11 protein-coding genes are annotated in these 9,652 nt (G+C 43.6%); 6 read left to right on the forward strand and 5 right to left on the reverse strand.

Annotated features, from left to right (window positions below; genetic code table 11):
• Positions 1-86 precede the first annotated feature (86 nt).
• The 4 genes from JGK11_RS32040 to JGK11_RS32055 all read right to left on the reverse strand — a co-directional run bounded on the left by JGK11_RS32040 (position 87) and on the right by JGK11_RS32055 (position 3,586).
• Positions 87-269, reverse strand: coding sequence for a hypothetical protein (locus tag JGK11_RS32040; protein ID WP_293214390.1), 183 nt, complete (start codon positions 267-269; stop codon positions 87-89).
• A gap of 87 nt (positions 270-356) precedes the next feature.
• Positions 357-1,091 (reverse strand): hypothetical protein, encoded by a 735-nt coding sequence (locus JGK11_RS32045; protein ID WP_293214392.1) that lies wholly within the window; start codon positions 1,089-1,091, stop codon positions 357-359.
• 595 nt (positions 1,092-1,686) lie between these two features.
• The gene (locus JGK11_RS32050) at positions 1,687-2,748 is read right to left on the reverse strand and encodes a hypothetical protein (RefSeq protein WP_293214394.1); all 1,062 of its coding nucleotides are present in this window, start codon (positions 2,746-2,748) and stop codon (positions 1,687-1,689) included.
• 499 nt (positions 2,749-3,247) lie between these two features.
• Positions 3,248-3,586, reverse strand: a complete 339-nt coding sequence (locus JGK11_RS32055) for a carbon dioxide-concentrating mechanism protein CcmK (protein ID WP_293214396.1) — start codon at positions 3,584-3,586, stop codon at positions 3,248-3,250.
• Between the two features lie 46 nt (positions 3,587-3,632).
• Between JGK11_RS32055 and JGK11_RS32060 the strand changes: the two genes are divergently transcribed.
• Positions 3,633-3,782, forward strand: a complete 150-nt coding sequence (locus tag JGK11_RS32060) for a hypothetical protein (RefSeq protein WP_293197480.1) — start codon at positions 3,633-3,635, stop codon at positions 3,780-3,782.
• A gap of 255 nt (positions 3,783-4,037) precedes the next feature.
• On the opposite strand, the gene JGK11_RS32065 is transcribed toward JGK11_RS32060, so the two are convergent.
• Positions 4,038-4,355: a DUF3067 family protein gene (locus JGK11_RS32065; RefSeq protein WP_293214398.1), complete on the reverse strand. Its 318-nt coding sequence runs from the start codon at positions 4,353-4,355 to the stop codon at positions 4,038-4,040.
• Between the two features lie 206 nt (positions 4,356-4,561).
• Between JGK11_RS32065 and petC the strand changes: the two genes are divergently transcribed.
• The 5 genes from petC (at position 4,562) to JGK11_RS32090 (ending at position 9,530) form a co-directional block, all read left to right on the forward strand.
• Positions 4,562-5,104: a cytochrome b6-f complex iron-sulfur subunit gene (gene petC / locus JGK11_RS32070; protein ID WP_293184104.1), complete on the forward strand. Its 543-nt coding sequence runs from the start codon at positions 4,562-4,564 to the stop codon at positions 5,102-5,104.
• Between the two features lie 202 nt (positions 5,105-5,306).
• Entirely contained in the window at positions 5,307-6,296 is a 990-nt protein-coding gene (gene petA / locus JGK11_RS32075) for a cytochrome f (protein ID WP_293184106.1), read from the forward strand.
• 312 nt (positions 6,297-6,608) lie between these two features.
• Positions 6,609-7,460 (forward strand): alpha/beta fold hydrolase, encoded by an 852-nt coding sequence (locus tag JGK11_RS32080; protein ID WP_293189855.1) that lies wholly within the window; start codon positions 6,609-6,611, stop codon positions 7,458-7,460.
• A gap of 91 nt (positions 7,461-7,551) precedes the next feature.
• Positions 7,552-7,995 carry a photosystem II protein PsbQ gene (gene psbQ, locus JGK11_RS32085; protein WP_293184111.1) on the forward strand — a complete coding sequence of 148 codons (444 nt, stop codon included), beginning with the start codon at positions 7,552-7,554 and terminating at the stop codon, positions 7,993-7,995.
• 365 nt (positions 7,996-8,360) lie between these two features.
• Complete coding sequence (locus JGK11_RS32090; RefSeq protein WP_293214400.1) at positions 8,361-9,530, forward strand: FAD-dependent oxidoreductase; 1,170 nt, start codon at positions 8,361-8,363, stop codon at positions 9,528-9,530.
• Positions 9,531-9,652 lie beyond the last annotated feature (122 nt).

Genomic DNA, 9,652 nt, shown 5'->3' on the forward strand with positions numbered 1-9,652 from the left:
ATGTCTTTATCTCCACATAAACTGCCTAATTATCAACAAGGCATAAGAGCTATGAGCCTTATTCTATCAGCGTTATAGGCGACTTGTCACCCCGACAGCGGATTGAGAAAGACTTTGCCTCGTCCAGAATCGTATTTTACTTCTGGCACATAGTTTTGAATAGCACCGCCTCCTACGGGTGTAATAGAGAAAGCTTCGCATTTTTGACTTGTTAGTGTCACAAGCAAAGGTGTTACAAATAAAAACAGGGAATATCTGGGTAATGACATTTTTTTATCCTCTATAAAGTAGATATCTAACATTTATCAACCTTTGTTGGAAGTATCTTATAATGGCAATCTTGCAGCAATTTATGTTCAAAGGTGGACTAAGCTGATATTCTTTGAGGGAGTAGTTCCCCGACCTACCCAGATTTTTTCTTCTGTCCTTGGTACTTGCGTTATTAGTTCGCAGAGTCGTACTATTGTGCTGCGGACATCATACTCTAAAGCAATCGAGTACACGCCAGGACTGAGAGGCTCATAAATCCAAGGGGCACCTTGAGCATTAGTACCTTCAAGCTGAAGCTGATTATTCTGCCACTGAAGTATCCAGTTCCAAACGAAAGTTTCACTTTTTCCAGGTTTGATTGACGGACAAAGGGGTTTGTTTAAGGTCGGTGGATCAGATGAAATTACCTTGTTGGCTATTTTTAATTCTTGACCATCCATTTTTATAATCTTTGGACCAAAGCTAAGCGCCAAGGGGACGCGAATAGACTCTGATGTTTTGTTGGTAATGCGGACACCAAATTGCACAGGGGTATTTGCACCGTGCAGATTGGCTGGAATTGGCCATATCGGGTTAAACACCACAGTTTCTAAATGGATACCATCTACTTCAACTACATTGCTATGTGTTGATTCAAAGGATGTCAATTCAGTTGCCCTCCCCAGTTGGGCATCAACACCCCCAGCTAACAATCTGGGTACATGGCCGAGCGCGATTACACCAGAAGTGTCAGGTTGTTTTTTGGGGAGGGTCAATACAGGCTCTGGCATTATGCTTTCAAAGCGGATGCCATCAATTTCAGCGGATTTCAACTCAGCCACCCTGGTTATTCCTATATCAGAGGGCGTTGTCCCTCCTGCGGACTTATGGCTCAGTTCGATTACACCCGAAAGGATTAAAGCCAATAAAAACAAGGCAAAATGCTTAATCACATGAATTAGCTCTGCTTTTTTTAAAGTGACTCATTACTATTTGACGATATATATTAGGACAAATCTATTAATCTTTTAAGCGTAAAAATACTGAACTTTTTTAGACCAATTTTCCCTACTACCAGCAGTAGAACGGCTCTCTCGAATGCTTAGTCCAAAAATTAGCGATCGATACAATTCACCGCAGTTTTTTACCATATTTCCCTAGAATCTGTAACGTTTTATTTAACTATTGGAAGCGCAACGAGGCTGCCGTTTTATTCGTAATCTGAAGAGCGAGTTTTACAAGAGTTGTAGCATAGGGCTTATTTGAGGGGATTGTCAAGACACGATCTGGCATGAAAATTTGAAAGTGAATGCCATCTACTTCAACTGTATTGCTGTTAATAGATACAGGTGTATAAATTTCCACGATCGACCAAATTGATTATTTAGGAGATACAGCAAACCATCTGTTTCTCTCTTCCTCCTCGTTTGACTCACTTTAAGGCGGAATCAGCCTAAACTCCACAAAAGGTGTATTCACCATTCCCATCCAGAGGTCTTCACATAAAAACTCTAATTTTTCTGTGAGGGATCTGTATGTTAAGTGAATCTGGTATGTACCGAAGGCGAGATCGTTAAACCTCGAACAGGATCTACCTCCACCTGAAACTATCAGGCTTAACAGATTATTTGCTTGCCTTGTAAGGCTAGCTTTGAGAAATAAAGTAATGCTTTCTCCTGGTTTCACAAGTTGTAAGTCGGATTCTTGAGGAATAACCCATCCCAGACTACCGCCACAGTCTAGGCGAGGTATCATACCATTTTCTCCTATTAGTTGGGGAATCAATGTATCAAATAAGATAAAGCGAAAAGGAGTTGAGGTATTGTTGGTAATTTTCATCCCAATCTGTACGGGAATTTTCGCAGATGATGCGGTTAGTGGAACTCTTAAGCTTGGCTCAGGAACTAGCGTTTCAAAGCACATACTATCGACTTCTACTCGATTGTTGTGATGCGGCACAGGTTCAATAAATCGTAAATTAATCGCAGGACTTGCAAACAAACTTCTCTCACTTTCTTCTACTCTAATTATTTCCCCTGGTGAATTTTCTAATAAGAAATTATCGCCCGGAGTTAAGTAGATGAATCGAAGCTGGTAAGTTCCTAGTCGTAAAGGTTGAAACAAATAAATTTTCTCAGGCCCAATAATGGTTGTGGTAGTAGAAAAAAGACTCGTTTGGAGTTGCAGGCAGTTATTTTGCCAAAACAGCTTTGCCATAAAAGACCGCACTATAGCTCTATTTTGGGGAATTGCTATACCCTTGTAATAGTTAGTTGCTATTGGTCTATCGCTCGTTTTTTGAGGGCGTATTTCTTTACCGTCAACAGTAAAAAGTTCGGGCGTTAAAAATTTATCTATGAAAGGAAACAATCTTGGTATATTATTAGTAATTTCTATATGAATCTGTACAAATGTAGTTGCATTCGTACTGTTCTTCGGTACTGGCACGACTATAAATTCGGGTTCCCAGATTTCTATATCAATACCCTTTTGTTCCACTGTATTGTTGTCACTTCAATTAAAATCTGTCATATTTATTACCCTTTATATGCCCCAAGTTTTCATTAACAGTAACTATTTTCTGTACTTTATTTAATGCCAGGACTCTAAAAATGATGAAATTCAATATAAACTAGAAAAAATGCTTGCTCACATCAATTAGCATTGCTTGTTGAAAGTCACTTCTCAGCTATTTGAATATGTATTAGGAGGAATGCCTTCATATTGGAACCGTAAAAATACGGAATTTTTTCAACCAATTTTCTTTCCGAAGAGCAGTAAAAACACTAAATTGCACTCTCATGTTAATTTAACAACCGCAGATATATTGATAATGCGTTATGATTGATTAATTTAATAAATAGCACTTATTAAACTTGTTTATGCTTCCACCAAATATGTCGCATCATACCCAACTGCTGCAACATTACTTGTGTCCGCAGCAAAAAAAGATGGATAAACAGGCAATAAAAATATAGAGGTGCGATCGCCCGCGCCTCTATATTTTACTAAAAGTTAAAATTCCATACCAAAGTTTTGTCAAAACTTTGTCTACATTCGGAACTGTCGGCAAAATGTAATCGAGATTCTCGTGGGGACGAGCAATTATGTGATACGATAGCAACTTTCCGCCATCGACCTTTTTAACTGATTCAATTCCAGCAGCAACGGCTGCTTGCACTTCAGAGATATCTCCTCGAACTATAATTGTCCAGTAAGCACGGGTTATTTTTTCATAGCGAACTAAAGTAACTCGGGCTGCTTTCACCATTGAGTCTGCAACTTCTACGGCAGCGGGAAATCCTAAGACTTCAACCATTCCAACTGCAACACCCATTACAACATTCTCCTAAGTTTCACAAGATATCTGAGACTCATTGTATGTGAAAGTGTTGACAGAAATTGGTTCGGATGATTTTGGTCAGCTAGAAACCCGATCGCCCAAAATTAAAAAAACTCCAGAAGCTGTTGCGACATTTAAATCCCACAGCAGTCTTCGCGCCGGAAAGCCCGCCACATCAGAGTTTGAATAAAATAAACTGCAAAAATTAGCTGCGCGACAGCTTAGTTTCTCACCGCCAGCAAGTTGGCTGACAAATTTGCCTGACGATTTTTGGGACTTTCAACTTAAAAAATCCAGCCCCGCCCAGACACAAAACTTTACAAGCTGCGAAGGGGCGATCGACCGTTGTGGTTTCCCTTGCAGCGAGCAGAACGCTCGCACTCCGGTATCATTCGGATATGACTGATGACTGATGACTGATGACTGATGACTGATGACTAATGACTCAAAACTCGTCAAGCAACCACTCCGAGGCTCTTTCGCCCAAATCCAGGGGAATGCTGACAGCTTTGCCCAAGCGCGGACGATCGCGAGTAGTGACAATATATTCTCTCACCTGTTCGGTGCTGCCCCAGCCATTGAGGTAATTGGCCACCGCCTCCAAATGCTCGAAATAATCAGCCTCCGTCATCGGAAAAGACACCTGTTCCAAATATTTCCACATCACCTGCACAAAAATCTTGCCCCGCGTCCGCCGCAATCTGATATCGTAAGACTTTCCCCATTTTTGTAGGAGTAGCTGGTGTAAATCCTTGCCCGTCATGGTTGCTCCTGAGTGAATCTGTTAAACATTAAAAGACAAAGTTCAAAAAATGTAATAATACTCTAATAAAGGCTGGAAGGCGCATTCTTAAAAGGAATTTTCGCTGCCTCAAATTTGTGCGAGCAGATTAGCACCGATAGTCCGAGTTGTCTGCACGTACAAGTTGGCTCACAAACAAACGTAACTTAAAACCGTAAAGGCAGGTCATGGCTCAAACTTCTGCTGGAAATCCCGATGTTCCCGATATGGGGCGTCGCCAATTTATGAATTTGCTGACGTTCGGTACAGTCACAGGTGTGGCACTGGGCGCACTTTATCCCGTTGTCCAATATTTTGTTCCTCCGTCGAGTGGGGCTGTTGGCGGTGGCGTGACAGCTAAAGATGCCTTGGGTAACGACATCATCGTTAGCGAATATTTGACTTCGCACCCTGCGGGCGATCGCAGTTTGGCCCAAGGCCTCAAAGGCGACCCCACCTATCTCGTGGTGCAAAAAGACTTAACTCTCGCCGAATACGGCATCAACGCAGTCTGCACTCACTTAGGTTGCGTCGTGCCTTGGAATGCTAGCGAAAACAAGTTTATGTGTCCTTGTCATGGTTCTCAGTACAACAGTGAGGGCAAAGTGGTACGCGGCCCCGCACCTTTATCTCTCGCCTTGGCCCACGCCACTGTCGCAGATGACAAGGTGGCCTTTACCCCTTGGAAAGAAACAGATTTCCGCACCGGCGAAGCACCTACCTGGTCATAGTTATTAGTCATTAGTTAGCAGTTAGTAGTTAGTAGTTAGTCATTAGTCGTTAGTGGTTAGCAGTTAGTTTCAATAACCAATAACCAATAACCAATAACCAATAACCAATAACTAATAACTAATGACCAATGACCAATGACCAATGACTAATGACCAATGACTAATCACTAAATTGTCTGAACCTTTGAGATTGAATACTCTGATGCCACAAACTAACTTATCTGCGATATTTCGCCGCAGTGCCAGGACGATCGCCAAAACTGCCTTAATTGCGATCGCCGCCGCCGGATTTTTTCTTAGTAGCGACATCGCACTTCCCCAAGCAGCATTCGCTTACCCTTTCTGGGCCCAGCAAACAGCACCCGCTACTCCCCGCGAAGCAACTGGCAAAATTGTTTGCGCCAACTGTCACCTCGGTGCCAAACCGACTGAAGTAGAAGTCCCACAATCTGTTTTACCTGACACAGTTTTTGAAGCAATTGTCAAAGTTCCCTACGATCAAAGCGTGCAGCAAGTTACCGGCGACGGTACTAAAGGCGGCTTGAACGTAGGCGCAGTTGTGATGTTACCCGAAGGTTTCAAGATTGCTCCCGCTGACAGAATTCCCGAAGAAATGAAGGAAAAAGTCGGCGATCTTTACTTCCAACCTTACAGCGAAACCCAAGAAAATATTGTGTTAGTGGGCCCGCTGCCTGGTGAACAATACAAAGAATTGGTATTCCCAGTTTTGTCGCCAAATCCCGCAACTGACAAGTCAGTTCACTACGGCAAATATCTAATTTATGTCGGTGGAAACCGCGGTCGCGGTCAGGTTTATCCTACTGGCGCCAAGAGCAACAATACTGTTTATAATGCCTCAGTAGCTGGCACTATTTCTAAAATTGCTCAACCCGAAGATGGTGGCTATGAAGTGACAATTCAACCAGCAGAAGGTGCAGCGGTTGTTGATACAATTCCCGCAGGCCCAGAACTGATTGTTACTGAAGGACAAACAGTTGCAGCCGCCGAACTTTTGACGAACAATCCTAATGTGGGCGGTTTCGGTCAAAAAGATGTAGAAATTGTGCTACAAAGTGCCAATCGAGTTACAGGATTGATGGCTTTCGTAGCTTTGACTATGTTGGCTCAAATTATGCTGGTTCTCAAGAAGAAACAGGTGGAAAAAGTTCAAGCTGCTGAAATGAATTTCTAAGCAGGACTTTCATGAGTTGGGTAAGGCGTTCAGTTATCATTGTCAACAAATACGTCTTGTGTAGTGCCAGACTGCTGCCTTACTATTAAGCCTAGATCCCCCCTAACCCCCCTTAAGAAGGGGGGAACAAGAGTATTCTTAAAGTCCCCCTTTTTAAGGGGGATTTAGGGGGATCGAGACTTAGATAGAAACCTGAGATACAAAAGGTTTTAGGCAATTGTTGAGACTAATGGTGCTTTGTGCGTACCCAACTATTAAGTAAGTAAGGCGGGGAATACCCGCCTTATTCTTTGATAAATAACAAGTAAAATAATGCCAATTGATGAGAAAACAATTCAAGTAGGGTCACTGGAATGGTTTTATCGGGAAGCAAATCCGGTAAACGAAAGTGATAAATCACCAGTGTTGCTGCTGCACGGTATACCGTCCCAAAGCTTTACCTGGACTGCGATTATGCCAGATTTGGCGACGAGTGGATTTCGATCGATCGCGCCGGATTGGGTGGGCTACGGGCGATCGACAAAACCAGACAAACGCGACTTTGCTTATACTCCCGATGCCTTTGTAGACGCCCTCACAGGCTTTATTCAAACCCTAGAAGTAGACCGAGTTTCCCTAGTCGTCCAAGGATTTTTAGCATCTGCCGGCATTCAATACGCTTTACGAAACCCCGATAAGATCGATCGTTTAGTCATTATAAATACACCAATTTCAGCAGATATCAAATTGCCTTGGAAAATGCAGCAGTTGGGGCTGCCTTTTATTGGCGATATGCTGACGCAAGACCCACTTTTGGTGGACAGAACCCTCGAAGGCGGAAGTCGCATCAGGGTATTAGACAAGGATTTAGATGTTTACCGACGCCCGTTTTTGAAGAGCTCGGATGCAGGGCGATCGCTAATGAACACCATCCGCAACATTCAACTGCCAAAGTCAATGGCAGAAATTGAATCCGGCTTACAAGGATGGACAAGCCCAACCTTATTTGTGTGGGGTTTAACCGACCCTTGGCTGAGTGTTGAACCAGCTAAAAAATTAGTCAATTCCATGAAAAATGCCGAGTTAGTCACCCTAGAAGAAGTCTCCCATTATCCTCAAGAACATTGGTCAGAAAAAGTTGGCGGTGCTCTGATAACTTTTCTGCGCCAAAAGGAGGTAAAATAATATTTTGTACCTAACTCTCGGTGCAAAGTAGGGGCGGTGTCCCGGTGCCGGCCCGCAACGAGAAATCTAAAATCTAAAGTCTAAAATCGCTATGACTCGTCCCCGTTCCTTTTTTGCCTTGATGATGGCATTTTTGATGGCATTTCTGGTTAGTTGCAGCAGTGTCGAAGCAAAAGTTCCCACGACTTACACAGCAGCCCAGATCCAACAGATTCAGCGCTATGTTCCTACTCTGACAGAGTTCCGATCGCGCATGAACAACCTAGGAACCCTAATTCAGAAAAAAAATTGGATTGATGCCAAAACTTACATTCACGGGCCTCTCGGCGAATTGCGCGGCACCATGAAAACCGTGTCGGGCAGTTTGTTGCCGAAATCTCAACAGCAAGCTATGGATTTGACCAAGAGTTTGTTTGCTGATTTGGTAGAGATTGATAACGCTGCTAAAATGGCTGACAATGCCAAAATCACCGCTAGTTATAGCAAAGCTGTGAAGGATTTCGATACTTTCTTGCAGCTACTTCCTAAAGCCTAATCGCTTTAGTTTGTAGCGCAGATCGGACGTAGGGTTGAAACCTGGTTTACACACAAAAACACGGCGGTTGAAACCGCGTCTACACAGACGAACACGGCGGTTGAAACCGCGTCTACACACACGAAGTCCGCCTCCGCGGACTGAAGAAAATAACGTAAAACGTAATTTTTACTGCCACGGCGGTTGAAACCGCGTCTACACACACGAAGTCCACCTCCGTGGACTGAAGAAAATAACGTAAAACGTAATTTTTACTGCCCGTTCTTCAACCCGCGGAGGCGGGTTTCGTTTATGTAGCCGCGGTTTCTAACCGCCCGGTATTCTTCTGTACAATCTAAAATCTAAAATCTAAAATCTAAAATAGAATGGTTCGCGTTGCAATTATTGGTTGCGGTATTGTCGGGGCTTCGATCGCCTTTGAACTAAGTAAATTTCCCGAATTAAAAGTCACTGTATTCGACAAACAGCCCCCAGTACAAGGTTCTACAGGTGCAGCCCTCGGCGTTTTGATGGGAGTTATCAGCCACAAAACTAAGGGCAGAAATTGGCATTTAAGGGAAACCAGCCTTCAGCGCTACGAAACTTTGATTCCTGAATTGGAAGCAGCTACGGGGCGGAAAATTCCATTTAACAAACAGGGAATTTTGCTGCTGTGTTCGGAAGGAGAAGATTTAAGTAAGTGGGAAAAGCTAGCAGCAACTCGCAAGTCTCAAGGTTGGAAATTAGAACTTTGGGAGGTGGAACAAGTGCGCGAGTTTTGCCCTCATCTTGATTTAAATCATAACATAATTGCTGGGATTTATTCGCCTCAAGACCGGCAAGTCGATCCAACTACTTTAACTTTAGCTTTGGTTGATGCTGCTAAGCTCAATGGAGTTAATTTTCAGTTTGGGGTAGAAGTTCAAGGCATCAAGAGCGGGCAAGATGCCTGTTCCACAACAAACTCCCTATCTTGTGGAACAGGCATCTTGCCTGTTACTGAAAATAGTACCAACCCCACAATAAACTTAATATCTTGTGGAACAGGCATCTTGCCTGTTACTGAAAAATTCGATCGACTAATTGTATCTGCTGGCTTAGGTACTGCTGCTGTCACTGCATCCTTAAATCAATTGGTGGACATTCGCCCGGTGTTGGGACAGGCGCTGCATTTGCGGTTGAAAAATCCCTTGGGAAACCCAGATTTTGCGCCAGTAATTACCTGCGATGACATTCACATTGTACCTTTGGCAAATCAAGAATGTTGGGTGGGGGCGACGGTAGAGTTTCCCGAAAACGGCGGGGAAGTGCAGGCAAATGCTGATATGTTGGATGAAGTGATGGCAAGGGCGATCGCACTTTGTCCAGCCTTAGCCGAAGCTGAAATCATCCGAAAATGGTCGGGATTGCGCCCGCGCCCCGAAGGACGCCCAGCCCCAATTATCGAAGCGCTTCCCAGTAACAGCAAGGTTCTCATCGCTAGCGGCCACTACCGCAATGGTGTTCTGCTGGCCCCTGCTACCGCGCGATCGATCCGAGAGATGATTTTGCAATAATTAACAAATGTTAATATAATCAATAAGGGACTTCCAAATAAATAATCATGCCAATACTGGCTCAGGGCGGTAAAAAATATCGATAAACCATTTACCGAGATTCAAGGGTTTGTCGTTGACCA

The sequence above is a fragment of the Microcoleus sp. PH2017_34_RAT_O_A genome (genome assembly GCF_020737885.1).
GTDB lineage: Bacteria > Cyanobacteriota > Cyanobacteriia > Cyanobacteriales > Microcoleaceae > Microcoleus.

Excerpts from the sequence above, each read along its gene's own strand:
- petA (WP_293184106.1), top strand. The coding sequence starts at position 5,307 with ATGCCACAAACTAACTTATCTGCGATATTTCGCCGCAGTGCCAGGACG.
- JGK11_RS32055 (WP_293214396.1), bottom strand. The coding sequence starts at position 3,586 with ATGGGTGTTGCAGTTGGAATGGTTGAAGTCTTAGGATTTCCCGCTGCC.
- JGK11_RS32080 (WP_293189855.1), top strand. The coding sequence starts at position 6,609 with ATGCCAATTGATGAGAAAACAATTCAAGTAGGGTCACTGGAATGGTTT.
- JGK11_RS32065 (WP_293214398.1), bottom strand. The coding sequence starts at position 4,355 with ATGACGGGCAAGGATTTACACCAGCTACTCCTACAAAAATGGGGAAAG.
- psbQ (WP_293184111.1), top strand. The coding sequence starts at position 7,552 with ATGACTCGTCCCCGTTCCTTTTTTGCCTTGATGATGGCATTTTTGATG.
- petC (WP_293184104.1), top strand. The coding sequence starts at position 4,562 with ATGGCTCAAACTTCTGCTGGAAATCCCGATGTTCCCGATATGGGGCGT.
- JGK11_RS32090 (WP_293214400.1), top strand. The coding sequence starts at position 8,361 with ATGGTTCGCGTTGCAATTATTGGTTGCGGTATTGTCGGGGCTTCGATC.
- JGK11_RS32040 (WP_293214390.1), bottom strand. The coding sequence starts at position 269 with ATGTCATTACCCAGATATTCCCTGTTTTTATTTGTAACACCTTTGCTT.